Origin of the sequence: Sphingomonas sp. Leaf242 (assembly GCF_001422045.1) — a bacterium.
GTDB lineage: Bacteria > Pseudomonadota > Alphaproteobacteria > Sphingomonadales > Sphingomonadaceae > Sphingomonas.
The window spans coordinates 565991-591399 of the sequence record NZ_LMLW01000008.1; the positions used below are offsets into that span (position 1 = coordinate 565991).

General features: G+C 66.4%; 22 protein-coding genes and 1 tRNA gene. 10 read left to right on the plus strand and 13 right to left on the minus strand.

Annotation, left to right across the window (positions count from 1 at the left end; translation table 11 throughout):
* Positions 1–8: 8 nt before the first annotated feature.
* From ASF09_RS10570 to ASF09_RS10580, 3 genes are all read right to left on the minus strand, one after another.
* Complete coding sequence (locus tag ASF09_RS10570) at positions 9–1022, minus strand: hypothetical protein (RefSeq protein ID WP_060526157.1); 1014 nt, start codon at positions 1020–1022, stop codon at positions 9–11.
* A complete protein-coding gene (locus ASF09_RS10575; RefSeq protein WP_060526158.1) occupies positions 1019–2449 on the minus strand; it encodes a glycosyl transferase family protein in 1431 nt (476 codons plus the stop codon). Before ASF09_RS10575 ends, ASF09_RS10570 begins: the two co-directional genes overlap by 4 nt.
* A gap of 236 nt (positions 2450–2685) precedes the next feature.
* A complete protein-coding gene (locus ASF09_RS10580; protein ID WP_121885801.1) occupies positions 2686–3195 on the minus strand; it encodes an outer membrane protein assembly factor BamE in 510 nt (169 codons plus the stop codon).
* A 144-nt stretch (positions 3196–3339) separates the two neighbouring features.
* On the opposite strand from ASF09_RS10580, the gene ASF09_RS10585 reads away from it, so the two are divergent.
* Positions 3340–3846, plus strand: coding sequence for a ubiquinol-cytochrome C chaperone family protein (locus ASF09_RS10585; protein WP_235529786.1), 507 nt, complete (start codon positions 3340–3342; stop codon positions 3844–3846).
* Positions 3843–4367, plus strand: coding sequence for a YceD family protein (locus ASF09_RS10590; protein ID WP_060526159.1), 525 nt, complete (start codon positions 3843–3845; stop codon positions 4365–4367). The genes ASF09_RS10585 and ASF09_RS10590 overlap by 4 nt, the downstream gene beginning before the upstream one ends.
* Before the next feature lie 262 nt (positions 4368–4629).
* Here the strand turns inward: ASF09_RS10590 and ASF09_RS10595 are convergent, their stop codons facing one another.
* Entirely contained in the window at positions 4630–5166 is a 537-nt protein-coding gene (locus ASF09_RS10595; protein ID WP_060526160.1) for a SixA phosphatase family protein, read from the minus strand.
* Positions 5167–5174: 8 nt separating this feature from the next.
* Entirely contained in the window at positions 5175–7874 is a 2700-nt protein-coding gene (locus ASF09_RS10600) for an ATP-dependent DNA helicase (RefSeq protein WP_060526161.1), read from the minus strand.
* Between the two features lie 291 nt (positions 7875–8165).
* On the opposite strand from ASF09_RS10600, the gene ASF09_RS10605 reads away from it, so the two are divergent.
* From ASF09_RS10605 to ASF09_RS10625, 5 genes are all read left to right on the plus strand, one after another.
* The gene (locus ASF09_RS10605) at positions 8166–8471 is read left to right on the plus strand and encodes a hypothetical protein (RefSeq protein WP_056053958.1); all 306 of its coding nucleotides are present in this window, start codon (positions 8166–8168) and stop codon (positions 8469–8471) included.
* A 57-nt stretch (positions 8472–8528) separates the two neighbouring features.
* Positions 8529–10094: a lysine--tRNA ligase gene (locus ASF09_RS10610; protein WP_060526162.1), complete on the plus strand. Its 1566-nt coding sequence runs from the start codon at positions 8529–8531 to the stop codon at positions 10092–10094.
* A 217-nt stretch (positions 10095–10311) separates the two neighbouring features.
* On the plus strand, positions 10312–10869 hold the full coding sequence (locus tag ASF09_RS10615) for a 2'-5' RNA ligase family protein (RefSeq protein ID WP_060526163.1): 558 nt from the start codon (positions 10312–10314) through the stop codon (positions 10867–10869).
* 91 nt (positions 10870–10960) lie between these two features.
* Positions 10961–11965, plus strand: coding sequence for a histone deacetylase family protein (locus ASF09_RS10620; RefSeq protein ID WP_060526164.1), 1005 nt, complete (start codon positions 10961–10963; stop codon positions 11963–11965).
* 1 nt (position 11966) lies between these two features.
* On the plus strand, positions 11967–13202 hold the full coding sequence (locus ASF09_RS10625; RefSeq protein WP_235529787.1) for an MFS transporter: 1236 nt from the start codon (positions 11967–11969) through the stop codon (positions 13200–13202).
* A 161-nt stretch (positions 13203–13363) separates the two neighbouring features.
* On the opposite strand, the gene ASF09_RS10630 is transcribed toward ASF09_RS10625, so the two are convergent.
* Positions 13364–14605: a dipeptidase gene (locus ASF09_RS10630; protein WP_060526166.1), complete on the minus strand. Its 1242-nt coding sequence runs from the start codon at positions 14603–14605 to the stop codon at positions 13364–13366.
* 95 nt (positions 14606–14700) lie between these two features.
* Here ASF09_RS10630 and ASF09_RS10635 point away from each other — a divergent pair, with 95 nt between their 5' ends.
* On the plus strand, positions 14701–15831 hold the full coding sequence (locus tag ASF09_RS10635; RefSeq protein ID WP_235529788.1) for an acyltransferase family protein: 1131 nt from the start codon (positions 14701–14703) through the stop codon (positions 15829–15831).
* Here ASF09_RS10635 and ASF09_RS21075 read toward each other — a convergent pair.
* From ASF09_RS21075 to sucC, 4 genes are all read right to left on the minus strand, one after another.
* Positions 15817–16578 carry an energy transducer TonB gene (locus tag ASF09_RS21075; protein ID WP_060526167.1) on the minus strand — a complete coding sequence of 254 codons (762 nt, stop codon included), beginning with the start codon at positions 16576–16578 and terminating at the stop codon, positions 15817–15819. The two genes, ASF09_RS10635 and ASF09_RS21075, sit on opposite strands and share 15 nt — an antisense overlap.
* A gap of 431 nt (positions 16579–17009) precedes the next feature.
* Positions 17010–17939, minus strand: a complete 930-nt coding sequence (locus tag ASF09_RS10645; RefSeq protein WP_060526168.1) for an electron transfer flavoprotein subunit alpha/FixB family protein — start codon at positions 17937–17939, stop codon at positions 17010–17012.
* A gap of 90 nt (positions 17940–18029) precedes the next feature.
* Complete coding sequence (locus tag ASF09_RS10650; RefSeq protein WP_056064107.1) at positions 18030–18776, minus strand: electron transfer flavoprotein subunit beta/FixA family protein; 747 nt, start codon at positions 18774–18776, stop codon at positions 18030–18032.
* A gap of 245 nt (positions 18777–19021) precedes the next feature.
* Entirely contained in the window at positions 19022–20224 is a 1203-nt protein-coding gene (gene sucC / locus ASF09_RS10655; RefSeq protein ID WP_056053980.1) for an ADP-forming succinate--CoA ligase subunit beta, read from the minus strand.
* Between the two features lie 320 nt (positions 20225–20544).
* On the opposite strand from sucC, the gene ASF09_RS10660 reads away from it, so the two are divergent.
* Positions 20545–20874 (plus strand): PilZ domain-containing protein, encoded by a 330-nt coding sequence (locus ASF09_RS10660; RefSeq protein ID WP_056053983.1) that lies wholly within the window; start codon positions 20545–20547, stop codon positions 20872–20874.
* 204 nt (positions 20875–21078) lie between these two features.
* Here ASF09_RS10660 and ASF09_RS10665 read toward each other — a convergent pair whose 3' ends face one another.
* Positions 21079–21750 (minus strand): RlmE family RNA methyltransferase, encoded by a 672-nt coding sequence (locus tag ASF09_RS10665; protein ID WP_056053985.1) that lies wholly within the window; start codon positions 21748–21750, stop codon positions 21079–21081.
* Positions 21747–22787 carry a Ppx/GppA phosphatase family protein gene (locus tag ASF09_RS10670; RefSeq protein ID WP_060526169.1) on the minus strand — a complete coding sequence of 347 codons (1041 nt, stop codon included), beginning with the start codon at positions 22785–22787 and terminating at the stop codon, positions 21747–21749. Before ASF09_RS10670 ends, ASF09_RS10665 begins: the two co-directional genes overlap by 4 nt.
* Before the next feature lie 185 nt (positions 22788–22972).
* Here ASF09_RS10670 and ASF09_RS10675 point away from each other — a divergent pair.
* Positions 22973–23046: transfer RNA gene (locus tag ASF09_RS10675), tRNA-Gln, on the plus strand.
* A gap of 1042 nt (positions 23047–24088) precedes the next feature.
* Here ASF09_RS10675 and ASF09_RS10680 read toward each other — a convergent pair.
* A complete protein-coding gene (locus ASF09_RS10680) occupies positions 24089–25390 on the minus strand; it encodes a UDP-glucose dehydrogenase family protein (protein ID WP_060526170.1) in 1302 nt (433 codons plus the stop codon).
* Between the last annotated feature and the right edge of the window lie 19 nt (positions 25391–25409).

Here is a 25409-nt window from a genome sequence, read left to right on the forward strand (position 1 = left end):
AGGCTGTCTTAAAAGTCGCTGCCGATCGACAGGGCAGGGCCGGAACCGGGACGCGCGGCGCCCGCCACGCGTTCGCGCCAGTCGAGCGTGAGGCGCAGCGATTTGCCCGCGATCGGCACGCCGACGACCAGCGACGGGCCGATGTCGAGGCGTTCGGTGCCGCGTTGCGCGCTGCCCCAGATCCCGACCCCGATATCGATCCGGGCGCCCGCGACATGGCCGAGCGGATGCGTGATCCGTGCGGACGCGTCGACGAACTTTTCGACGCCATCGCGAGCTATGACGCCGGCCTGGCCGTAAGCCTCGATGCGGACGCCGGGCGCGATGTCGGCTGGGCCATAGCCGGCGATGATCCCCAGGGTCGGGCCGCCGCGACCGCCGTCGAGCACGAACCGCTGCTCGGCGATCAGGCGGATCGGCAGCGTGGTGGGTTGCCATTCGACCCCGAGCGCGGCTTCGCGGCCTTTTCCGCGCAATGGCGCCGCAAGGCGCGCGGCCAGCGCGAACCGGCGGCGTCCTCCTAGCGCGTAGGTCAACCGCACCCCGCCTTGCGAGGCGCCGAGCTGACCGCCCGACACCGTGCCTGCGGGGCCGCCGCGGACGAGCAGCCACGCGCTGCCGTTCAATCGCTTTGCATCGCGCGCGCGCACTGGCGGTGCGAACGGAGACGGTAGCGGGACGATTTGCCGCTTCCACTCAGGGGGAGTCGGGGGCGGGGGCGCTAGAAACCGGAGATCGGTCCGTTCAGGAATGCCGGATGTCCGCGTCCGGGCGGGGACGGGCAAGTTCGTCGTGAAGATCGGTGCGTTACTCGGCGCGGCGATGCGGCTGCCGGCCTCGCGCCGTCCTTCCGTCCGCACCAACACCGTGGCGACGGCATCGGGAACCAGAATCCTGATCACCGCGGGAAGGGCGCCGCCAACGGGCAACGCCCGCCCATCGGACAACACGAACGCGATCCTGATCATCGTCCACCCGCCCAGCGCCATTGCCAGGAACCGCAGCGGACGACCGCCCGTCATCCCGCGGCGGCGATGGACTGCGGCCGATCTGACGGGAGCGGATCGGTGTCGGCCGGCCCGGCGGGAAACTCGTGGCGGGTCTTGTCCCAGACCGGCGCCGCGCCGCGCAGCATGCCGATATAGACGATGACCGCGCGCGGTGCCGCGATCAGCGAGACGAGATTGCCGACCAGAAAGCGCGGCAGCGACCACAGGGCCTCGCGCAGGCCGTAGCTTCGTGCGGTGAAGATCATCCGCATCGCGAGCCGCCAGACCAGCAGCGCGGCGTTGGCGACGAGCAGGACGAAGGCGATCGGGTGCGGCGCGGGGTAGGGCATGGCCGCGCCGATCTGCCAGTGCAGCAACAGCGCCGTGCCCCATGCCGGAATCGCGACATAGGCGACCGCGAGGACGACGACGGCGAGTGGCGCCCGCCGGTCGCGCATCCGCATCCAGTGATCGGCGAACGCGCGGGGGGATGCCCAGCCGGTACGATCCCAGCCGGCCAGCGCGATACCCGTCATCCAGCGGGTCTTCTGCCGAACCGATGTGGTGATCGTCCCCGGGAAATACGCACGGACCGCGACCACGCCGCCGGCATCGTCCGTCGCCACCCGCGCGAAAATGCCGCGTGCGCCGAGTTCGGCGAGGCGCAGGCCAAGCTCGTAATCTTCGGTCAGGCTGGTCGCATCGAACGGTTCGCCGCCGCGCGCCTGGGCGATCATCGCCAAAACCTCGGGCGCGATCGCGCAGCCCGTCCCCGCCAGCGGCATCCCCGCACCGAGTGACGTGCGCACGATGATCTGCTTGGCATGCGATTCCGCGAACTCGTCGGCATAATGGCCGGACACGAGCCGCGACCCGTGGTTGACCAGCGGCAACACCGGCAGTTGCACCACCTCGTATCGGTCGATCAGGCTGTCGAAGACGCGCAGTTCCTGCGCATGGACGACGTCCTCGGCGTCGTGGAGGACGATCGCCTTGGTTCTGGCGTCGTCGCGCGCATCGTCGCGGCGCAGCGCTTTCCAAAGCGTGTTGAGGCAGTCCGCCTTGGTGGTCGGGCCGTCACGCGGCCCTATGACCAGGCGTATCCGCGGGTCGCGCTCCGCTACTGCCGCGGCCGCGTCGATCGTCGCCTGATCATTGGGATAGAGACCGACATAGATGCGATAGTCGTCATGCTCGTAGCGCTCGACCGCTGCCGACAACATGCCACCGATCACCGCCACTTCGTCCCATGCGGCGACGAACACCGCGATCCGACCGACGGTGTGCGGCGGCGCCAGCGTGGCGAGCGTCAGGCGTGGCCGTCGCCCATAGAGGATGCGTCTGACGATATAGACAAGGTCGATCAGCAGGTCGTCGATGCCGCCGAGCAGCAATCCGACTCCGGCAAACAGCAAGGTCTCGTGCGCGAATGCGTCGACGATCCACAACGACTCGCGCACATCGCACCCCCGGCGTGGAGGGTATAGGAGGTTGTATCCGTTTCGGTCTCAACCTGATCCGAATCGAATGTTTGCCGCGCGCAGGAATGGGAGAACCTTCGCGCACCTTGCGCGTTAACCAGCCGATCCCTTTCCCCCCTTTCGGGATCGGCGCCGAACCGTTATCGGGCCGGCCGCGCCGATGCGTAGCACGCGGCGCGGCCAAACCGGCCTTAAGACGCGCGAATCAGACCGCGTTACGGCCGGTCGCGACCGCCGCCACCGGTATTGCTGCCATTGCCCGCACCACCGCCACCAGCCCCCGCCGCGCCGACCGTGCCGATGTTGCCGAACAGATCCTGGAAGAACCCGCGTTCGCGACCTAGCGTCGGCGTCTTCTTGCCGTACGGCTTGATCGAGGCGACCTGATCGAGCCCACCGCGACGGATCGCGGTGACGGTGCCCTTCTGGTCGAAGCTGATCTGCAACGTGATCTGCGCGTTCGGGCGCGGATTGCGGAACGCGAGGTTGCGGCTGTCGCGCGCGAGATAATACCAGTCGCCCTGGTCGAACTGGCCGGCGATCGTCGGCTTGCCCAGCGTCGCGAGCACCGACTGGCGGTTGTCGACGCCCGGCTGGACCGAGTTGACGAGGTCGGTATCGACCACATAGCCTTGGTGCGAGCGCAACTGGGTGCAGCCCGCACTCGCCAGCGCGACGAGGCCGATGGCCGCGACTTGGACGATACGGGTGGAAACGACGCTCATATACTCTCCCGGGGCCATACTAAGCCGAGACTGGGTCACGCGGAACACGAGCGAACGCATTTGCATCGGCCGCCGATCGCCTCGATATGCGAGGTTGCGCGGGCAAACAAGCCGAAGCGCGGTTGCGACCTGAAGGACGACGGATTGGGCTGGTTCGGAAGACTGCTCGGCGAGAAGCCGGACGAGGCGCTGCCGCTGTACAATGCGGTGGTCGGTCGGGCGCGCGCGGAACATTGGTATGTCGAGGGCGCGGTGCCGGACACGGTCGACGGGCGCTTCGACATGATCGCGACGTTGCTGGCGATCGTGATGCTGCGGCTCGAGACCGAACCGGCGGGTGGCGAGCCCGCCGCGCGTCTGGCGGAACGGTTCGTCGACGACATGGACGGGCAGCTCCGGGAAATCGGGATCGGCGACATCATCGTCGGCAAGCATATCGGCAAGATGATGAGCATGCTCGGCGGCCGTCTCGGGGCTTATCGAGACGGGCTGGCGGCGGGCGATATCGCGCCGGCCCTGGTTCGGAACCTGTACCGGGGTGTGACGCCCGACGCCGCCGCGCTGGCGCATGTTCGCGAGTCGGTGATGGCGTTTCATGCCCGGCTGGCGGCGATGCCGTTACCGAATCTGTTATCTGGAGAATTGCCGTGAAGCCCGAGTTCAGCCGCCCCGAACGCCTCGACACGATCGGCGAACGCGAGCGGATCGTCGAGATCGTCGCGACCGAGGACGAGCGCGCCGCGCTGGCGAAGCGGTTCGCGCTGCTGTCGATCACACGACTGGACGCGCGATTGGGGATCAAGCGCACCGACAGCGGCATCGTCGTGAAGGGCCGCGTCACCGGCGCGGCGGTGCAGGCGTGCTCGGTGACCGACGAACCGCTCGATACGAAGATCGACGAGCCGGTCGCGCTTCTGTTCGTTACGCAGTTGGTAGCGGAGGGCGACGAGGTCGAACTGTCCGACGACGCGCTCGACACGGTCGCGATCGAGGGTGGCACGATCGACCTGGGCGAAGCGGCAGCGGACACGCTGGCGCTGGCGATCGATCCGTTCCCGCGCGGGCCGAACGCGGCAGCGGCGCTGGCGGCGGCGGGGGTGATCAGCGAGGACGAGTTCCGTCCGGCGAATGCGTTCTCGGATTTGAAGGCTAGGATGGCGGGAAAGAGCTGATCAGGCCTGCTGGGTAGTAAGGGGTAAGGGTTAGCCTATCCACACACCCGCCCCACCCCGGCGAAGGCCGGGGCCCAGTTGGAAAGGTGGGAATAACGAAGTGATTGCCTTCGTTAGCGACGTCCCCCAACTGGGCCCCGGCCTCCGCCGGGGTGGCGGCTTACTCGAGTGGCGCGTGTCTGGCGGCGCGCTGCGGCTCTCTTGTTCTCCCGCGAAGGCGGGAGCCCAGGCTGGGTCCCCGCCTTCGCGGGGAAACAACTTTTTAGTCCGCGTCGGGACCTAAGGTCGGATCGAGATCGCGGGGTCGGATGAAGCGGGTCAGGCGGGCGGTGCCGGTCGCGACATCCCCCCATTCCCCCTCGAACTGAAGCTCGGCAATGCTCGCCGTTGGATACTTGTCCTCCACCGCATCGCGCAGCGGATCGGCCCCATCCGCGACCAGCATCAGGACGAGATCCTCCAACCCAGGATTGTGCCCGACCAGCAACGCGCTCTCCGCCTCGGCGGGAAACCCGTGCACCACATCCAGCAACGTCGCCGCAGACGCCAGATACACCCGACGGTCCAGCGCCGGCGCGATCGTCCGGCCATAGCCCGATTCGATCTGCTCCAAGGTCTCCGACACCCGCACCGCCGGCGAGGCGATCGCATGATCGAACGCCAATCCCAGCGACCGCATATGCCGCCCGACCATCACCGCCGCGCGCTTGCCCTTGGCGTTCAGCGGGCGGTCGAAATCGCGCGCGACCGGATCGTCCCAGCCGGACTTGGCGTGGCGCAACAGCGTCAACGTCTTCATGGCAATCCTCAAGCGGGTTCGCGGCGTTCATGCCCTACCGGCGCTCGCGAGGAAAGCCGGCTTGCGACTCGGGCCACCGCTTCTTCGAGCGTCACGCGGGCGATCGGCACGCCCGGCGGGAACGCGCTGAGCAGTCTCGACGGCATCGCCGCAGACAGCATCACGAAAACGCCGGAATCGTCGGCGCGGCGGATCAGCCGGCCAAATGCCTGGGCCAGACGAGCCCGAACGAGTCGATCGTCATACGCCGAACCGCCGCCCGCAAGCCTGCGCGCGGCGTGCAGAACGGAAGGCTTTGCCCAAGGCACGCCCTCCATCACCACCAGTCGCAGCGACTCGCCGGGCACGTCGACGCCATCGCGCAGCGCGTCTGTACCGAGCAGCGACGCCCCCGGATCATCGCGGAAAATGTCGACCAAGGTGCCGGTGTCGATCGGATCGACGTGCTGCGCATGGAGCGGCAGGCCTTCACGCGCGAGTCGATCGGCGATGCGACCATGCACGCCCCGCAGGCGCCGGATCGCGGTGAATAGCCCGAGCGTGCCGCCGCGGCTGGCGACGATCAACTGCGCATAGGCGTTGGCAAGTGCACCGATATCGCCGCGCTTCACGTCGGTGACGATCAGCACTTCGGCTTGCCGCGTGTAGTCGAACGGGCTCTTCGCCTCGAACCGTGCGGCGGGACGCAGCAGATGCGGCGCGCCGGTGCGGGCTTCGGCGACTTCCCAATCGCCGCCGCCGGTCAGCGTCGCCGAGGTAACCAGTGCACCGTGTGCGGGCTTCAGGACGATCTCTGCGAACGGCCGGGTCGGGTCGAGCCAGTGGCGATGCAGCCCGATATCGAATTCGCGGCCTTCGATGCGGTCGACGGCGAGCCAGTCGACGAAATCGGCGTCTACCGGGCCGCCGACGCGCGCGAGCAGCGACAGCCACGACGCCACCGTCTCGGCGCGCCAGCCGATCGAGGCGATCGCGCCTTCGACTCGGGCTCGGGCGGGGGCGTCCATCCAGTCAGGGGCTTCGGCGAGGACGGCTTCGAGGCGACGGCCGAGCGTGACGAGCGGACGGACGAGTGCGTCGAGCGCGGCGGCGGCGGGCGCGGCGGCCTCAATCAGCGTCGCGTCGGGTTCGGCAAGTTCGGTCTCGAGGCCGTACCCCGCGTCGCCCGGCTGCTCGGCCCGCGCGTAGGTGAGGCCACGGACGGCGGCAAGCAACGTCTCGATCGGCCCGAACGGCGCACCCTCGCCGAGCCGTTGCAGCCAGCCGTCGGACGCCAGCGCACCCGCGGCGGTCACCGCGTCGCTGATCGCCCGCGCACCCTGTTCGTCATAACTGGCGAGATCGGACAGGCGTGCGGCGAGCCCCCGCCGGCGCCCGCGACCGCTCGACTCGGGGCCGAGGATCCAACGGCGCAGTTCGATCGTCTCCGCACCGGTCAGCGCGGTCGCGAACATCGAATCGGCGGCGTCGAAGATGTGATGGCCTTCGTCGAACACGTAGCGAGTCGGCCGGGTCGCGAGTTCGCGGCCTCTCGCGGCGTTGACCATCACCAGTGCGTGGTTGGCGATGACGATGTCGGCGTCGGACGAGGCGCGGGCGGCGCGCTCGATGAAGCATTTCCGGTAGTGCGGGCAGCCCGCGTACACGCACTCGCCGCGGCGGTCGGTCAGCGCGGTCGAGCCGTTGCGGCGGAACAGCGTGGGCAGCCAGCCGGGGAGGTCGCCGCCGACCATGTCGCCATCCGCGCTATACGCGGCCCAGCGCGCGACGAGGTGCGCGAGGATCGCCGCGCGCCCCGCGAACCCGCCTTGCAGCGCGTCCTCCAGGTTGAGCAGGCAGAGGTAATTCTCGCGACCTTTGCGCGTGACGACCTTCGCCTTGCGGATAGCGGCGTCGGGATAAAGCCGTGCGGTTTCCTGGCCGAGCTGGCGTTGCAGCGTCTTGGTGTAGGTCGAGATCCACACCGCGCCACCGGCCTTCTCCGCCCAGAGCGAGGCGGGCGCGAGATAGCCCAATGTCTTGCCGATCCCGGTCCCCGCCTCGGCGAGCACCAGATTGGGCGTGTCGCGCATCGCCCGCGGCGCGAACGCAGCGGTGGCGGCGCCGGCATAGGCGCGCTGGCCGGGGCGTTCCTCGGCGCCGTGGCCGGTGAGGTCGACGAGGCGCGCCTCAGCATCGCCGGGCTCGATCGTGACGGTACGCGGGGCGGGTCGCGGCGCGTGCTCCTCCCATTCGGGGAGCGACGAGAACAGCCAGCGTTCGTTGACCGCGGGCTTCTTCAGCCGCTCGGCAACGACGGGCGCCCAAGGCCAGCGCAGGCGGAACAGCGATTGCGCCGCCGTCCACGCGCCTTCGCGCTCGGGCCAGTCGGTATCGGTGAGCGCCAGCATCGCTTCGGCCGCGCGGAGGAGGAACGGCGCGACCTCCGCATCCTCGGTCGGCACATCGAGCCCGGTAACCCACGCGATCCCCTTCGGCGTCGGCACCGCGAACTGCGCGGGGCGGAGGAACGCGTAGAGTTCGAGCAGATCGAGCCCCGACAGATCGGGATAGCCGAGTCGCTGCCCGACCAGCGGCGCGTTGAGCATGATGACCGGCGTATCGGCGGCGATCCGGATCGCCTCGCCTCGCCCTATAGGACGCGCGCCATCGGCGTTCGCGATCCAGATGCCGGCGTGGCTGGCGTGGAGGGCAGGATAGCGAAGCACTCCGCGACCTTGCGTGACGGGGAACGAAAGGGCAACCTTTTGTGCAGCCAAGGGTGCTTCGAATCTGAATGTCAAACCAATCCTCCCCGCCAGAGGGAGGGGGCAGGCGCAGCCTGAGGCGGCGACCCACGTTCCGTGTCCTCCCCCTCCGACGCCTACGGCGCCACCTCCCCCTTGCGGGGGAGGATTATAGATCGGTGTCCGCATCGCCGGTTACGCAACCGGCACGGTTCACGTGCGTTGCGCACGTATCGATACCGAACTTTACCGACATCAACAGGGACGATCATCATGCGGAAGTTTCTCATGGCGCTGAGCGCGCTGTCGCTCGCAATTCCGGCGGCTGCCGTGATTCCTACGGGTAAGGCCGAGGCTCGCTCGAAGCGTGAGTATCGCGGGCATGACCGTCGTTACCGCGCCAAGCGTTGCCGCCATTCGAGCGGCACGACCGGCCTTGTCGCAGGCGGCGTCGGCGGCGCGGTACTCGGTAATGCGGTCGGCGGCGGGCTGCTCGGCACGCTGGCAGGCGGCGCAGCGGGTGCGCTCGGTGGCCGTGCGGTCGACCGGACGATCACCGCGAAGGATCGTTGCCGCTGAGTCGCGAGCGGCGGTGGGGGTGACGGACACGAATGCACGCGCTAGTCGCGCTGTATCATGACCGACGAACTCCGCACCGCCGCCCTTGAGTCCAAAGCCTGGCCGTACGAGGAGGCGCGCAAACTCCTCAAGCGGTATCCGAACGGCAAGTCGGGCGATCCGGTGCTGTTCGAAACGGGCTACGGACCGTCGGGCCTGCCGCATATCGGCACGTTCAACGAAGTGTTGCGCACGACGATGGTGCGCAACGCCTTCCACGCGTTGAGCGATACGCCGACGCGGCTGATCGCGTTCTCGGACGACATGGACGGCCTGCGCAAGGTCCCGGACAACGTTCCCAACGGCGACATGCTGCGTGAGCATCTCGGCAAGCCGCTGACGCAGATCCCGGATCCGTTCGGCACGCATTCGAGCTTTGCCGCGCATAACAACGCGATCCTGCGCGAATTTCTCGATCGCTACGGCTTCGACTACGAGTTCGCGTCGTCGACCGAATATTACACGTCCGGCCGCTTCGACGAGGCGCTGAAGGGTGTGCTTCGCCACTTCCAGGGTATCCAGGACGTGATGCTCCCCACGCTGCGGGCCGAGCGCCGCGCGACCTATTCGCCGGTGCTGCCGATCTCGCCGACCAGCGGGATCGTGTTGCAGGTACCGATCGAAGTGATCGACGCCGACGCGGGCCTGATCGCGTTCGAGGATGGCGGTCAGCGGATCGAGCAGAGCGTGCTTGGCGGCAAGGCCAAGCTCCAGTGGAAGGTCGACTGGGCGATGCGCTGGGTCGCGCTCGGCGTCGATTACGAGATGGCGGGCAAGGACTTGATCGATTCGGTGACGCAGTCGTCGAAGATCGCGCGCGTGCTCGGCGGGCGCCCGCCCGAGGGTTTCAACTACGAGATGTTCCTCGACGAGAATGGCGAGAAGATCTCGAAGTCGAAGGGTAATGGCCTGAGCCTCGAGCAGTGGCTGACCTATGGTCCCGAGGAATCGCTGGCGTTCTATGCGTACCGCGAGCCCAAGAAGGCGAAGTCTCTGCACATGGGCGTGATCCCGCGCGCGGTGGACGAATATTGGCAGTTCCGCGGCAATTATGCGGGTCAAGATCTGAAGCAGAAGCTCGGCAATCCGGTCCATCACATCCACGACAGCAAGCTGCCTACCGGCGAACTGCCGGTGACGTTCGGACTGTTGCTCAACCTTGTCGGGGTGATGGGCGATGCGAGCAAGGAGCAGGTCTGGGGCTATCTGGCCAATTACGTGCCGGATGCGTCGGCGGCCAAGTACCCCGAGTTGGACCGGCTGATCGGCTATGCGCTCGCCTATAGCCGCGATTTCGTTGCGCCGACGCTGAAGCGCCGCGCGCCCGAGGGTGTCGAGGTCGCGGCGCTGGAGCGGCTGGACGCGGAACTCGCCGCGCTGCCGACGGAGGCGAGCGCGGAGGATATCCAGAACATCGTCTACGAGATCGGCAAGACCGGCGGGTTCGACAATCTGCGCGACTGGTTCAAGGCGCTGTACGAGACGTTGCTGGGCTCCGAGCAGGGGCCGCGGATGGGCAGCTTCATCGCGCTGTACGGCGTGGCGAACTCGCGGAAACTGATCGCCGAGGCGTTGGCGCGGTAGAAGGGCGAACTAGCAACGATGCACCACCCCGGCGGAGGCCGGGGCCCAACTGGGATACGCGCTTAACGGAGCGCAGCGTGTCGTTACTCTGACCTTTCCAATTGGGCCCGGGCCTTCGCCGGGGTGGTGTTCGAGCCGTACGATCGCGCGCGCCAACTAGACGAAAGCAGTGGAACATATTAGCAACAGGCCTGCCTCCCCCGATTCGGAAACCGGCATGTTTCATCGACCGCTTGCCCGTCATCGCCTGTTCTTCGCGCTCCGCCCGCCACTCCCGCTCGCGCGCCAGATCACCGCTGCGGCGTCGTGGTTCGAGACCGACGGGGACAAGCTGCGCCCCGAGCATCTGCACGTCACGATCGATATCCTCGACGACCAAGACCGCGTATCGACCGCGCTGGAGCGGGACCTGAAGGCGATCGGCGATGCGGTCGAGGCAGCGCCGTTCGCGATCGAGTTCGATACCGTGGTCGGCAGCGATCGATCCATCGCTCTGCGGCCGCGCCGCAAAAATGCATCCTTCGCCGCCTTGTATCAGCGGATCGCCGTAGCGCGCGAGGCGGCGGGGCTACGCGCCCGCGCTGGCTTTCGCTCGAGTGCTCACATGACGCTCGGCTACCGCGACGGCGCGCCGTTCACGCAAGACATCGCGCCGATCGGCTGGACGGCGGATGCGTTCGTACTGGTCCACAGCCATGTAGGGCGAACGCGACACGACGTACTCGGCCGCTGGCTGCTGAGCGGCGACGACGATCGGCAACTGGCGCTGTTCTGAGCCTTCGAATTTGCCGTACCCGCACGATACCGTAGGACCCCGGAAGCGACCGGTTGGTTCTTCCCTCGTGACCGCGCACCAAGGAGCAACAATGCGGCTGTTCTTCGACGACGCCCAGCGAACCCACTCCCCCGAGCGCGAACTCCATAACGGCGCGTTCACCGCCTATGCGGAGACCCCCGCGCGCATCGACGCGATCCTGCACGCGATCGGTCCGGTCGAGACGCCGGAGGATCGTGGTGAAGGACCGATCCTTGCCGTGCACTCCCCCGCCTATGTAGCGTTCCTGAAAGACGCCGCGCGACTGTGGCGCGAGGCGGGGCGAGACGGCGACGCGATCCCCTACACCTTCCCGATCCGCGGCCGCCGTCCGCTCGACCTCACCCGGATCGACGCGCTGATCGGCGCACACAGCTTCGACGCGACCACGCCGATCACGCCCGAGACCTGGCCCGCCTCCTATGGCAGCGCACAGTCCGCGCTCGCCGCGACGCACGCGGTCCTCGACGGCGACCGCGCCGCGTTCGCACTGTGCCGCCCGCCCGGCCACCATGCCGGCGCAGACTATTGCGGCGGATACTGCCACCTCAACACCGCCGCGATCGCCGCACAGGCCGCGCGCGACGCCGGTGTCGCGCGCGTCGCGATCCTCGACATCGACTATCACCACGGCAACGGCACGCAGGACATCTTCTACGCTCGCGGCGACGTGTTCTACGCCTCGGTCCACGCGGATACCAAGACCGACTACCCGTTCTACTGGGGCCATGCCGACGAGACTGGAGAGGGCGAAGGAGTCGGCACTACGCTGAACCTTCCCCTCCCCCACGGCACCCAGATCGATGCCTTCCGCGCCGCGCAGACCACCGCGCTCGACGCGATCGACGCGTTTAATCCCGGCCTGCTCGTCGTCAGCTTCGGCGCGGACACGTGGGAGGGCGATCCGATCTCGCACTTCAAGTTGACCACGCCAGATTACGCGGTCCTCGCGCGCGATATTGCGGCATGCAACTGGCCGACCGTCATCGTCATGGAAGGGGGATACGCGGTCGATGCGCTAGGCCATAATGTCACGAGCTTCCTCAATGGGTTCTGACGTGCCAATTGCCTTGGGCACGCCCGCCTATCGTCGGCTGACGCTGGCGATGCTGTTCGCAGGGTTCTCGACCTTCTCGCTGCTGTATTCGGTACAGCCTTTGCTGCCGCTGTTCGCTGCGCAGTTCGGGCTGACCGCGGAGGGCGCATCGCTCGCGGTGTCGCTGGCGACCGGGCCCTTGGCGATCGGCATATTGTTCGCCGGGTTCGTATCGGATCGCGTGGGCCGGCGCTCACTGATGATCGTGGCGATGTTTGCAGCTGGTGGGCTGACGCTGGCGGCGGCGGTCGTGCCGGGGTGGAGCGGGTTGCTCCTGTTGCGGTTCCTGACCGGCGTCGCGCTCGCGGGCGTGCCGGCGGTAGCGATGGCCTATGTCGCTGAGGAGGTCGATTCGGGCTCGGTCGGCGCGGCGATGGGGCTGTATATCGCCGGCAGCGCGCTCGGCGGGATGGCCGGGCGACTGGTCGTCAGCATCGTCGCCGATCTCGAAGGCTGGCGCTGGGCGCTCGCTGCGGTCGGCGTCGCTGGCCTCGCAATGGCGGAGGCATTCCGCCGGCTCGCGCCGCTCTCGCGCAATTTCACGCCAAGCGTCGGACGACCGGGCGCGCTGTTGCGGAGTGCTGGCGCGCTGTTCACCGATCGCGCGATGCCGTTGCTGTATGTCGAGGCGTTCCTGCTGATGGGCGTGTTCGTCACGATCTATAACTATGCAGGCTTCCGGTTGATGAGCCCGCCCTATGGCCTCAGCCAGGCGGCGGTCGGCGCAGTATTCCTGTTGTATGTTCTCGGGTCCGTCAGTTCGGCGAAGTTCGGGACGCTGGCGGGACAGCTCGGGCGGCGGAAGGTCTTCTGGATACCCGTCGTGCTGCTGATCGCCGGCGTCGCGCTGACCGCGATGACGCCGCTGGTGCTGGTAATCTCAGGGATCGCGGTCGTGACGATCGGCTTCTTCGGCGCGCATTCGATCGCGAGCGCTTGGGTGGGACGGCGCGCGCAGGTTGCAGGCGGCGGCGGCTCGCGTGGGCAGGCGGCGGCGTTCTATCTGTTCTTCTATTACATGGGATCGAGCGTGCTCGGATCCGCCGGCGGGTTCGCCTGGACTCACGCCGGCTGGCCGGGAGTGACGGCGTTCTGCCTGTTGCTCGGCGTGGCCGCGCTGGTGATCGGGCTGGTGCTGCGGACGGTGCCGCCGCTGATGGTCGAGCCGCCTGTGCCGCAGCGGATGCCGGATCCTTGATCGATAGGTTCTCCCCTCCCTGGAAGGGAGGGGCTGGGGGTGGGTTGGCCAGTTTGAGTCACCAGCACTGGAATTCGCGGAACCCGACCCACCCCCGCCCCCTCCCTTCCAGGGAGGGGAGAAGAAGTCCGGCTTCGTTCAGACTTGGGAACGGGCCCGCTCTACCGAGACGCCACGTCGGTCGCGTCGATGGGCGGCATACCCGCCATGCTCTTAGCGACTGCTTCGACCCGTTCCATAACGCGCAGGACGTTGCCGCCGGACAGCTTCGCCATATCGCCATCGCTCCACCCGCGCCGCGCCAGTTCGGCGAACAGTAGCGGATAACCGTCGACGCCCTTTAGACCGATCGGCCCGGTTCCCTGGATACCGTCGAAATCGCCGCCGATACCGACATGATCGTGACCGGCGATCTTCGCGATATGCTCGATATGATCGGCGACCGTCGCGGCGGTGACCTGCGGCTCCGGATGCGCCGCGTCCCACGCTACCAGAGGCGCAGGTGATTTCGCGCCGTAGACGTTCGCGGGCACGCCGACCGACTTCGCATAGGCAGAGCGTGCGAGATCCCAGGCGCGCCACTCGCCCGCCAGGAACGACGGATAGAAGTTCACCATCACCACGCCCCCGTTCGCGCCGATCGCGCGGAGCAGGTCGTCGGGGATATTCCGCGGCGCATCCGCGATCGCCCGTGCGCTGGAGTGTGACGCTATCACCGGCGCCTTGGTCGCCGCCAAAGCCGCCGCCATCGTTGCGTCCGAGACGTGGGCGACGTCGACTATCATCCCGATCCGGTTCATCTCCGCGACCACCTGCCGCCCGAAATCGCTGAGCCCGTTGGCGCGCGGTGCATCGGTCGAGCTGTCCGCCCAGTTCAGGCTCTTGCCGTGCGTCAGCGTCATGTACGCCACACCGAGCGCGCGATATTGGCGCAGCACCGACAACCGCCCATCGATCTGGTGCCCACCCTCGACGCCGATCAGGGAGGCGATCCGCCCCGCCTTCTCGATCCGACGGATGTCCGCGGCGGTAGTGGCGAGTTCGAACGTCGCCGGGTTCGCTGCGACGAAGCGGTGGACGATGTCGATCTCCTCCAGCGTCATCTCGACCGCGCGCGGCGCATCGGCAGGGATGTAGACCGACCAGAACTGCCCGCCGACACGACCTTCGCGCAGGCGGGGAATGTCGGTTTGCAACGGGTTCGGCAGCCGCGCGGTGTCCACGGAAAGATCGACCACCTCGACCTTCGCGTCGTGCAGCTCGCGTATCTCCCAGGCGAGGTCGTTATGACCGTCGATCACTGGGCTGCGCTCCAGCACACGCTCGACACGCCGCGCGATCTTCGGGTCGAGCGCAGCGGCCGGGCTCGACTGCGCGGCGATGAGCAGGAAGGCGGCGATCATCTCTTGGTCCCCCGTAACGTCCATTTCATCCTGAAGGAGGTGTTCGCGCGCGACAAGCCGGGTACGCCGCGCCGAACCAGAGCGAAGTAGCAGACTTGAGCACCAGATCGATCGATATAGGCGCCAGCAGCAGTGCCCGGACCAACGACGCGCGCCTGTCCACTGCGATCGCGATCGCGCGGCTGATCGGCATCATGGGGATCGTCTACGTTCACGCCTGGACCGGGCGCACCGCGGAAGAACTGGCTGCGGTGGCGTTCAGCTGGCAGGCGGTGCTACGAACGCTGCTCGGCGAAGTGTTCGGACGGAGCGCGGTGCCGTTGCTAGGGATGATTTCGGGCTGGCTGGTCGTGTCGACCGCGACGAGGCAACCGTACGGCGCGTTCCTGCGTGGCAAGGCGCGCACGATCCTGCTGCCGATGGTCTTATGGAACGCAATCGCGCTGGTGCTGGTCGGGGCGGCGGCGACGTTCGGCGATCTGAAGGCGCCCACGCCGTCGAGTATCGGATGGACGTTGAACGAACTCGTTCCGATGGTGCATGCCGACGATATCAACGTGCAGATGCCGTTCCTGCGCGATCTGTTCGTCTGCATGATGATCGCGCCGCTGCTGGTACGCGCGTCGAGCGCGTGGCTGGCGGTGGTCGCGCTGATCGCGGTGGTGTGGAGCGTGTCCGGTGTGCACGTTCCGCTGTTGCTGCGACCGCAGATACTGCTCTTCTTCACCGCTGGGATCGCCGCGCGGCGATCTGGCGTGGCGGAGCGGGTGGCGGGGTGGCCTGTCGCCCTATGCGCGCTGCCATTCGCCGTACTGATCGCGCCGCGGCTGTGGACCGCGCTGCTCGGGAACGCGTTCTTCGATGCACATCCGCATCTGATGGCGGCATTCGACATCGTGTTTCGATTGGCCTCCGCGGTGCTGTTCTGGCGGCTGGCCTGGGGCTTGGCGGGGAGCGACGTTGCGGACCGGTTGCGCGGGATTGAGCGCTACGGGTTTCTCGCATTCTGCGATCACCTGGTGCTGCTGTGGCTGTTCGGGCCGGTGATCGGATTGGCGACCGGCGCGCTGGGGGCGGGGCTGTATCCGGTATATCTGCTGGTCCAGCCGTTGCTGGTGCTCGGCGTCACGGTCGTGCTGGGGCGAGTGCTGATGGCGCTCTCGCCGACCGTCGCGCGGGTGCTCAGTGGCGGGCGGCTGGGGCGATCGGCTTCAATTACCGCGTGACGGCGGATCGAGTTGGTTCACCCATTCCTGGTTATGGACGACGGTAGAGCGCACCGGGCGGCCGGTGGCGTCGAGCCAGGGGCGGTAGCGGAAGCGCAGTTCGATCAGGCGGCAGGTGGTCGCGTCGAGCACCGCATTGCCGCTCGAGCGCGTGACCATGCAGTGCGTGACGCTGCCGTTGGTCTCGACGGTGTAGCGTACGCCGACGACCCCGCCCGCCCCGATCACGGCTTCGGCGTTGGGGAAGTCCTTGTTCTTGAAGCGACCTTTCAAAAGACGGGGTGGAGTCTCGTCGCCACCGTCGCCGTCGCCACTCCCGGAGCGACCGCTGCCGGTGCCGGTCCCCTCGCCGCCTGCGCCCGTGCCGGGTCCGGGGACGGGCGCGGCGCCCGTCGTGGCGTCGTTGCCGGGGCCTGGGTTCAGCGTGGCGATAACCGGGGGCGGTGGAACGATCGGGGGGACGATCGGCTTCGGGACGACGAGTTCGGTCGCCTTCGAGCGGAGGTTCGCGGGGGACGCCGCACCTTCGGGACGGTAGCTTTTCGCGGGGCGGGGGACGATCTTTTCGGGCGGCGGCGGTGGAGGGGATTTCGGGCTAACCGCGAACGTCTTCAGCGCGTCGGGGATAGCGGTGGGAATGCTGACGCCGAGCCCGAGGATCAGCGCGTAGCCGATGACGGCGCAGAGTGTCGCGGCGCCGACGGCGGATATCAGGCGGTCGCGCGGGTTCGAGTGGACGCCGTACATGCTGGATAATTGGGGAGGCGGGCATTGTGCGGCAACTGCGCATGAGGGCGCGATGACGATCTCAGTACTCCGGACGTGTTCGGTACTTATCCCGCTTCGACAGATGCACCTCCCCGGCGCAGGCCGGGGTCCAAGTGGAAAGGTCGATGTAACGAAGGACCGCCCGCCGTTACCTCCTTTTCCCAATTGGGCCCCGGCCTTCGCCGGGGAGGTGCTCACTTGGGTCAGATAGACCGCGGTTTGTAAGCGTATCGGTTCGACGTCGGCCGACCTGTACGTTCGGTAGACACTGGACGGGCGGTACGACCGAAGTCACACCGCCCGTTCGTGGCGCGCGACGCGGGAGTAAATCCCGCGTCGTCGGTCGGCGCTGCAGCGCCGCCGGCCGGGCTTGCTGTTGCGCGAGGCTTCGCCCGCGCAGCGGCATTCGCCTACAGCTTCGCCGTCAATTCCGGCACGATCTTGAACAGATCGCCGACCAGGCCGATGTCCGCGACCTGGAAGATCGGCGCGTCCTCGTCCTTGTTGATCGCGATGATGACCTTCGAGTCCTTCATCCCCGCAAGATGCTGGATCGCGCCCGAGATGCCGACCGCGACATACACTTCCGGGGCGACGATCTTGCCGGTCTGGCCGACCTGATAGTCGTTCGGCGCATAGCCTGCGTCGACCGCGGCGCGCGATGCGCCGACGCCGGCGCCGAGCTTGTCGGCCAGCGGATCGATCATCGCGTGGAACTGGTCGCTCGAAGCGAGCGCGCGGCCACCCGAGACAATGATCTTCGCGCTGGTCAGTTCGGGGCGCTCGTTCTTGGCGATCTCCGAGCCGGCGAAGGTCGACAGACCCTTGTCGCCGGTCGATGCGACCGCCTCGATCTCGCCCGAACCACCCTCGGTAGCGGCCTTGGCGAATGCCGTGCCGCGCACCGTGATGACCTTCTTCGCGTCGGTCGACTGCACCGTCGCGATCGCATTGCCTGCGTAGATCGGCCGCGTGAACGTGTCTTCGCTCTCGACCGACAGGATGTCGCTGATCTGCATGACGTCGAGCAACGCTGCCACGCGAGGGGCGATGTTCTTGCCATGCGTGGTCGACGGCGCGACGAACGCATCGTGGCTGGCCATCAGCTCGACGATCAGCGGCGCGACGTTCTCGGCCAGCGCATGCGCGAATGCCGCGTCGTCCGCGACATGCACCTTGCCGACGCCAGCGATCTTCGCAGCCGCGGCAGCGACGCCATCGACGCCCTGGCCGACGACCAGCAGATGGACTTCGCCGAGCTGCGATGCGGCCGTAACCGCCGACAGCGTGGCATCCTTGACGGCCTGACCGTCATGTTCGACCCAAACCAATGTCTTCATGACAAAACCTTTTCCAAAATTCCGTTCGGGCTGAGCGAAGTCGAAGTCCATGGGGCATGCCCTTCGACTTCGCTCAGGGCGAACGGGAGATTACTTGGCGACGCCCATTTCCTTGAGCTTGCCGACCAGCGCGTCGACATCGGCGACCTTGATCCCGGCCGAGCGCTTGGCGGGCTCGACCACCTTCAGCGTGGTCAGGCGCGGCGTCACGTCGACGCCGAAATCGGCCGGCGTCTTCTGCGCCATCGGCTTCGACTTCGCCTTCATGATGTTCGGCAGCGAGGCATAGCGCGGCTCGTTGAGGCGAAGATCGGTGGTGATGATCGCGGGCAGCTTGAGCGTGTCCGTCTCCGCGCCGCCATCGACTTCGCGCGTCACGTTGACCGAACCGTCGGCGATCTCGACCTTCGACGCGAACGTGCCCTGACCCCAGTTCAGGAGGCCGGCGAGCATCTGCCCGGTCTGGTTGTTGTCGTCGTCGATCGCCTGCTTGCCGAGGATCACGAGGTCGGGCTTTTCCTCCTCGACGATCTTGGCGAGGATCTTGGCGACGCCCAGCGGCTCGACCTTGGTCTCGCTGACGACGAGAATCGCGCGGTCTGCACCCATCGCGAGCGCAGTGCGGAGCGTTTCCTGGCTCTTCTGCTCGCCGATCGAGACGACGACGATCTCGGTGACGCCCTTGTCCTTGAGGCGAATGGCTTCTTCGACCGCGATCTCGTCGAACGGGTTCATGCTCATCTTGACGTTCGCCAGATCGACGCCCGTTCCGTCCGCCTTCACGCGAGGCTTCACGTTGTAGTCAAGCACGCGCTTGACCGGCACCAGCACCTTCATCGGGGTTCCTTCCAAGGTGAATCTATTCGTTTCGCCCGCTGGTTACCCGGCGGCGTTGGCCGGACAGATGGCGGTTTCGCGTCGTTTTCGCAAGTCCGGTATGGAAACATCGCTATGCCGTAGCGTCACGGCGAGATGCCGATCGGACCACCTGCCAAGTAGCTTACGACATCAACGAAAAAGGGCCCGGACGTTTCCGTCCGAGCCCCTCTTTTCGCAGAATCAGTATGCGAGGTCGACAGCGGTTACGCCGCGACCTTCTGCACTTCCGCGACGATCTTCTTCGCCGCATCGCCGAGATCGTTCGCCGGAACGATCGCGAGACCCGAATTGGCCAGGATCTCCTTGCCCTTCTCGACATTCGTGCCCTCGAGGCGGACGACGAGCGGCACCGAGAGGTTCACTTCCTTCGCCGCGGCGACGATGCCGTCGGCGATGATGTCGCACTTCATGATGCCGCCGAAGATGTTGACGAGGATGCCCTTCACGTTCGGATCCGCGAGGATGATCTTGAACGCCGCCGTCACCTTCTCCTTGTTGGCGCCGCCGCCGACGTCGAGGAAGTTGGCCGGGAACATGCCGTTGAGCTTGATGATGTCCATCGTCGCCATCGCCAGGCCGGCGCCGTTGACCATGCAGCCGATGTCGCCATCGAGCTTGATGTAGGCGAGGTCGTACTTAGACGCCTCGAGCTCGGCGGGATCTTCCTCGGTCTCGTCGCGCAGTTCGAGCAGGTCCTTGTGGCGGAACAGCGCGTTGCCGTCGAACGCGACCTTCGCGTCGAGCACCATCAGCTTGCCGTCGTTGGTGACCGCGAGCGGGTTGATCTCGATCTGCTCGGCATCGGTGCCCATGAACGCGTCATACAGCTTCGATGCGGTGTTCGCCGCCTGCTTGGCGAGATCGCCGGTCAGCTTCAGCGCGGCAGCGACGGCGCGGCCGTGATGCGGCATGAAGCCGGTCGCCTGGTCGATGTCGATCGACTGGATCTTCTCGGGCGTGTCGTGCGCGACGGCTTCGATGTCCATGCCGCCTTCGGTCGAGACGACCATCATCACCCGGCCGGTGGTGCGGTTGAGCGTCAGCGCGAGGTAGAATTCCTTGTCGATGTCGACGCCGTCGGTGACGTACAGGCGGTTGACCTGCTTGCCCGCGTCACCCGTCTGGATGGTGACGAGCGTGTTGCCGAGCATGTCGGTCGCGGCCGCGCGAACCTCGTCCTCGGTCTTGGCAAGGCGGACGCCGCCCTTGGCATCGGGGCCGAGCTCGACGAACTTGCCCTTGCCGCGGCCGCCGGCGTGGATCTGCGCCTTGACGACATAGAGCGGTCCGGGAAGCTTCTTCGAGGCCTCGACGGCCTCCTCGACGGTCAGTGCCGCGAAACCGGCAGGCACGGGGACGCCGAACTTGGCCAGCAGTTCCTTGGCCTGGTATTCATGGATGTTCATCGGGAAGGCTCCACGCAATTTTTAGGAAACTCGGGAATTGGTTGGGCGTAAAGCACAGGGCGGGCTGCAAATCCACCCTTAAGGCATATGCACTTGCGTCTCGTTCGCAATAGACTGGCTTGTCTAACCATGCGCATTGAGTTTTAGGTAGTTTTTGGGTGCCGGCGTTGGCCGCGTTAGCCCTAGCTACAGCTCAAGCTTTATGTCGCGTTTCGATCGTGACGTCCTAAGATTGCCCAGAAGTATCGCTAAAACGCAGATATGTTCGGCGTGCGATCGCGTTTGCATAAAAGTAACCCTTTTCAGGGCATTATCCTCGCATGACACAGCCTGCGACTCCATTGCCCCACGATCTGACCAGCGAAGAGCTCCGTCAGTCGCTCCGCAAAGCGGTGAAGATGCGGGCGCATTTGCGCGATCGTGGTCAGACACGGTTCGAGATCGAGGTCACCGACCTGTCGCTCTCGGGGTTTCGCGCGGAAACCAGCTTCACGCTCTGGCCGGGAACGGTGGTGTGGCTGACGCTGCCGGGACTCGCCGCGCTGGAGGCGGTCGTGGCGTGGCGCGACAAGTTCAAATATGGCTGCGCGTTTGCCAAGCCGCTGCATCCGGCAGTGTTCGATCATATTGTTGCGCTAAGCCAGCGATAGGCTCGGCGACGCCCGAGCCGATGCGCGAACGCGCAATCGCTGGCTCGGCCGGTGGGTCGCGTTGGCGATCCCATCCGACGACGGCTTTGCCGGCGGCCTTGTCGAAAGAAGCAGAGCAAAGCAGGTCGCGCCGTGGCAAAGCCACGTCGTCAGTCGTCGCTGTGCGACGCTGGCCGGGCTTTCGACTTATCCGAAATAGCTGCGCTATTTTGGGTCTCGGCCTTTAAACCCCTGCGCGACCACGAACCATTCCACCGACCCCTTGCGACTCGCGGGCGGCTTGGCGTGCTTCACCGTCTTGAAGTTGCGCTTCATCTCCGCGACCAGCTCCGAATCGGCGCCTCCCGCGAACACCTTCGATACGAACGTGCCACCCGGCTCCAACACCTCGCATGCAAAATGCAGAGCGGTCTCGACCAGCGCCATCGTCCTGAGCGCATCGGTCTGCGGATGTCCGACCGTGTTCGCCGCCATGTCGGACAACACCAGATCCGGCGCGCCGCCCAAGGCCTCGATCAGCTTGCCCGGTGCGGCATCGTCGAGGAAATCCATCTCGAAGATCGTCACGCCTTCGATCGGATCGACCGGCAGCAAGTCGATCCCGACCACCGCAGCCTTGGGAATCCGCCGCCGAATCACCTGCGCCCAGCCGCCCGGCGCGATGCCGAGATCGACGACGCGCTTCGACCCGCGGATCAGCTCGAATCGCTCGTCGAGCTCGATCAGCTTGTACGCGGCCCGGCTGCGATAGCCGTCGGCCTTCGCGCGCTTCACGTACGGATCGTTCAACTGACGCTCAAGCCAGCGCGTCGACTGCGCGGTGCGTTTCCGCGCGGTCAGAACGCGGACGTGTCCGCCGGAGCCGCCGCGGCTCATGCTGCCACTCCTGACTTGCCTGGTTTGGGCGCGCCCATCAGGCGGCGGAGAATGCCCTCGCGAATGCCGCGGTCGGCAATGCCGAGCCGTTCGGCGGGCCACAAATCCATGATCGTCTCCAGAATGGCACAGCCCGCGACCACCAGGTCGGCGCGCTCGTTGCCGATGCACGGCAGCTTGGCGCGCTCCGTGATCGACATGTGGGAAAGGTCGGCGCTGATCTTGCGCATCGCCGAGGCGGGCACGATCAGCCCGTCGACCACCGAGCGGTCGTAATGGCTGAGCCCGAGATGCACGCTGCCAAGCGTCGTCACCGTGCCGCTGGTGCCGAGCAGCCGGGGGCGCGCGACCTGCCGGGGCAGGCGGCTGGCGAACCCCGCGAAACTGTCCGCGACGACGCCGCGCATCCGCGCATAGGCGGCACGGCGACCTTCCACGCCTTCGCCGCCGCCGGCATGCTCGGTCAGCGACACCACGCCCCATGGCGCCGAATGCCAGTCGAGCACGGTCGGGATCGGCGTCGAGGTATCGATCAGCACGAGTTCGGTCGACCCGCCGCCGATATCGAACACGAGCGCGGGATCCTCGCCAGGCTCGATCAGCGCATGGCAGCCGAGCACGGCCAGCCGCGCCTCCTCCTCGGCGGAAATGATGTCGAGATGGATTCCCGTCTCGGCGAGCGCGCGGGCGATGAAGTCGGGGCCGTTAGACGCCTGCCGACACGCCTCGGTCGCGACCGACCGCGCCAGCGTGACGTTGCGGCGCTGCAACTTGTCCGAGCATACCCGCAACGCCGAGATGGTGCGCTCGATCGCCGCGTCGCTCAGCTTGCCGGTCGACGCCAGACCTTCGCCCAACCGAACGATTCGCGAAAACGCATCGATCACCGCGAACCCGCCCGCCTGCGGTCGCGCGATCAGCAATCGACAATTGTTGGTGCCAAGATCCAGCGCGGCAAACGCCTGCGCATCGGCCCACCGCCCTCGACCGGGCCGGGTCGCCGCCGGACGGGCAGGAGACCCCTGCCGGAACGGCATTCGGGTGGAAACATCCCCCATCGCCGCAAAACTCGCTATCTATATCTGCCGCCGCAGGAAAATACCCGCCCGGTGCTTGGCATCGAATGTAGCGGGGTGCAGCGATTACGCAAGCGATGTGGCGAATCCCTACGATCTTGGCGTTGACAGCCCGACCTCCCCCGCCTAGATCGCGCCCTCGCTGATGCCCCGTCGTCTAATGGTAAGACTGCGGTTTCTGATACCGCCTATTGAGGTTCGAATCCTCACGGGGCATCCAGCGATCCCTCTTAAATCGTCGTGTTCTACCGGTGGCGATGGTCGATTGTCGCCTGCTGCGCGAGTGGGGAGGGGGGCCGGTCGATTGCGCCGTTGCGAATCCCGCTTGCGGCTGGCCGGCGAACCGCTCCACGCCGTCCACGACGACATTGCGCTCCTGATCGGGGCGGGGGCTCCGTGGCCGATATTTGGGCGGGTGATGTCGCCTTCGCCGATAGCGAGCGCTGACGATCGGTCAGTCATGCTGGGCGCATGCGAAGCATCGAGTGCTTGAATTATCCGCTACGCGTCGAGGCGTGGCATAACGTCGGGTCGGCCGGCGGATCGCGGCGGGGATCTATCGGACGCGCTTAGACGCTGGTTACGTCAAACCACCCTTCGCGCGAGCAGAGGCAAGCGCTGCTACGCGTTCAGGCTCGACACGTGAGCAATGCGCATCTGCAAACGACCACTCGCGGAAATAACGCTCCCGAATCTTAGATCCGGTGGCCGTGTATCATATTCGGTTTGTCACGGGTCCGAAACGACTCGGCGTGGATCCGTGGATCGATCAATGAAGGACGACGAAGCCGATCGCGATCGCCCAACAGGCTGACGACATCGACAATAGTACCAAGGCGCCCTTTGCCTTGCGCGCGTCCCAGGTCGAGCTCAAATGCATCATCTCTCTCCAGCGGCGATTAGCGCCGTCTTGGTAAAAATGTTCTATTGTGAGACAAACATCAAGATATTTTTAGTCATAAAACCGTAACGGCGCGCGATTGTTCTCGCCCCTTGGCGGCACCCGAGTTCGGCATGCCCGCGGAACGGGCAAAAGACGGTTTCGTGGGCGGACAAACCGGCACGGTATCCGGTTCGAAATTCGCGGTGCGGGGCAGGCTAAAGGCCCCGCAATACCGGCGAGACATTGCGAGCGGCGATATCGCGAGGCGCGTTTGCGCCAAGCCTCCGACAGGTTTCACTCTAATCCACGAAGGGCAGGCGTCGGCGGCCCTTCACGGTAACGCGACCCGACCACGGGCGTGGCCGGGTCGCTGCAGCGATCAGCGACCGACCGCGATGTATTTGAAGCCGGCGGTCTCGACGACGTCGCGCGGATAGATGTTGCGGAGATCGATCAGGATCGGCTCCGACAGCAATGCCTTGACCCGCTTCAGGTCGAGCGCGCGGAACGCGTCCCATTCGGTCACGATCACGAGCGCATCGGCGCCTTCGATCGTCGCATAGGTGTCGGTCTTGAAATCGACGTTCTGGAGCAGCTTGGCGGCCTGTTCCATGCCCTCGGGATCGAACGCCTGGACGCGCGCGCCGGCATCCTGGAGCAACTGGATCACCGCGATCGCGGGGCTGTCGCGCATGTCGTCGGTGTTGGGCTTGAAGGTCAGGCCGAGCACCGCGACGGTCTTGCCGCGGACTTCGTCGCCCATCGCGGCGATGACCTTGCGGCCCATCGCGCGCTTGCGGTTCTCGTTCACCGCGACCACCGCCTCGACGATCCGCTGCGGCGCTTCGTAGTCCTGGCTGGTCTTGAGCAGCGCCAGCGTGTCCTTGGGGAAGCACGAGCCGCCATAGCCCGGCCCCGCATTGAGGAACTTCGACCCGATCCGCTTGTCCAGACCGATGCCGCGCGCGACCTCCTGGACGTCGGCGCCGACCTTTTCGCAGAGATCGGCGATCTCGTTGATGAAGGTGATCTTGGTCGCGAGGAACGCGTTGCCGGCATATTTGGTCAGCTCGGCGCCGCGCCGCGACATCTCGATCACCGGCGAGCTGTTGAGGCTCAGCGGACGGTAGATTTCGCGCATCACGGACATCGCACGCTCGTCATGGCCGCCGATAACGACGCGGTCGGGACGCTTGAAGTCGTCGATAGCGGCGCCCTCGCGGAGGAATTCGGGGTTCGAGACGACCGCGAATTCCGCCGCCGGATTGTTCTCGCGCAGGATCCGCTCGACTTCGTCGCCGGTGCCGACCGGCACGGTCGACTTGGTGATGACAACGGTGAAGCCGCTGACCGCCTTTGCGACTTCGGCTGCAGCGGCAAACACATAACCGAGATCGGCATGGCCATCGCCGCGGCGCGACGGGGTGCCGACCGCGATGAAGACCGCTTCGGCACCCTTGACGCCTTCGGTCAGGTCGGTGGTGAAACCGAGACGCCCCGCCTTGACGTTGGTCTCGACCAATGCCTGGAGGCCTGGCTCGAAGATCGGGATGCGACCCGCGTGCAATGCGTCGATCTTGCTCTCGTCCTTGTCGACGCAAATGACGTCATGACCGAAGTCGGCGAAGCAAGCCCCCGACACGAGTCCGACATATCCCGTTCCGATTACTGCGATCCGCATGGTCGTTTACTCACATCTT

Excerpts from the sequence above, each read along its gene's own strand:
- ASF09_RS21075 (WP_060526167.1), bottom strand. The coding sequence starts at position 16,578 with ATGTACGGCGTCCACTCGAACCCGCGCGACCGCCTGATATCCGCCGTC.
- ASF09_RS10605 (WP_056053958.1), top strand. The coding sequence starts at position 8,166 with ATGCGGAAGTTTCTCATGGCGCTGAGCGCGCTGTCGCTCGCAATTCCG.
- ASF09_RS10570 (WP_060526157.1), bottom strand. The coding sequence starts at position 1,022 with ATGACGGGCGGTCGTCCGCTGCGGTTCCTGGCAATGGCGCTGGGCGGG.
- ASF09_RS10630 (WP_060526166.1), bottom strand. The coding sequence starts at position 14,605 with ATGATCGCCGCCTTCCTGCTCATCGCCGCGCAGTCGAGCCCGGCCGCT.
- ASF09_RS10615 (WP_060526163.1), top strand. The coding sequence starts at position 10,312 with ATGTTTCATCGACCGCTTGCCCGTCATCGCCTGTTCTTCGCGCTCCGC.
- ASF09_RS10620 (WP_060526164.1), top strand. The coding sequence starts at position 10,961 with ATGCGGCTGTTCTTCGACGACGCCCAGCGAACCCACTCCCCCGAGCGC.
- sucC (WP_056053980.1), bottom strand. The coding sequence starts at position 20,224 with ATGAACATCCATGAATACCAGGCCAAGGAACTGCTGGCCAAGTTCGGC.
- ASF09_RS10645 (WP_060526168.1), bottom strand. The coding sequence starts at position 17,939 with ATGAAGACATTGGTTTGGGTCGAACATGACGGTCAGGCCGTCAAGGAT.
- ASF09_RS10670 (WP_060526169.1), bottom strand. The coding sequence starts at position 22,787 with ATGCCGTTCCGGCAGGGGTCTCCTGCCCGTCCGGCGGCGACCCGGCCC.
- ASF09_RS10650 (WP_056064107.1), bottom strand. The coding sequence starts at position 18,776 with ATGAAGGTGCTGGTGCCGGTCAAGCGCGTGCTTGACTACAACGTGAAG.
- ASF09_RS10595 (WP_060526160.1), bottom strand. The coding sequence starts at position 5,166 with ATGAAGACGTTGACGCTGTTGCGCCACGCCAAGTCCGGCTGGGACGAT.
- ASF09_RS10580 (WP_121885801.1), bottom strand. The coding sequence starts at position 3,195 with ATGAGCGTCGTTTCCACCCGTATCGTCCAAGTCGCGGCCATCGGCCTC.
- ASF09_RS10680 (WP_060526170.1), bottom strand. The coding sequence starts at position 25,390 with ATGCGGATCGCAGTAATCGGAACGGGATATGTCGGACTCGTGTCGGGG.
- ASF09_RS10660 (WP_056053983.1), top strand. The coding sequence starts at position 20,545 with ATGACACAGCCTGCGACTCCATTGCCCCACGATCTGACCAGCGAAGAG.
- ASF09_RS10665 (WP_056053985.1), bottom strand. The coding sequence starts at position 21,750 with ATGAGCCGCGGCGGCTCCGGCGGACACGTCCGCGTTCTGACCGCGCGG.
- ASF09_RS10610 (WP_060526162.1), top strand. The coding sequence starts at position 8,529 with ATGACCGACGAACTCCGCACCGCCGCCCTTGAGTCCAAAGCCTGGCCG.